This window comes from Moritella sp. F3, from assembly GCF_015082335.1.
Classification (GTDB): domain Bacteria; phylum Pseudomonadota; class Gammaproteobacteria; order Enterobacterales; family Moritellaceae; genus Moritella.
Window position 1 is genome coordinate 1 of sequence record NZ_BLRL01000193.1, and the last position, 219, is coordinate 219.

General features: G+C 46.6%; 1 tRNA gene. It reads right to left on the reverse strand.

What is annotated here, in order from left to right:
• Nucleotides 1–2: 2 nt before the first annotated feature.
• A tRNA-Cys gene (locus JFU56_RS22855) sits at nucleotides 3–73 on the reverse strand.
• Nucleotides 74–219 lie beyond the last annotated feature (146 nt).

Sequence of the window (219 nt, forward strand, 5' to 3'; positions counted from 1 at the left end):
GGAGGCGGGTCCCGAAGTCGAATCGAGGTCCACGGATTTGCAATCCGCTGCATAGCCACTCTGCCAACCCGCCATATACTGCGATGACAAATTAATTGTTAACACAGAGTGCTAATTTTACATCTTAGCTAGATATACTATCGCTAGTATTAGTAATAATTGGTGCCCGAGGCCGGAATTGAACCGGCACGCCTATTAAGCGAGGGATTTTAAATCCCT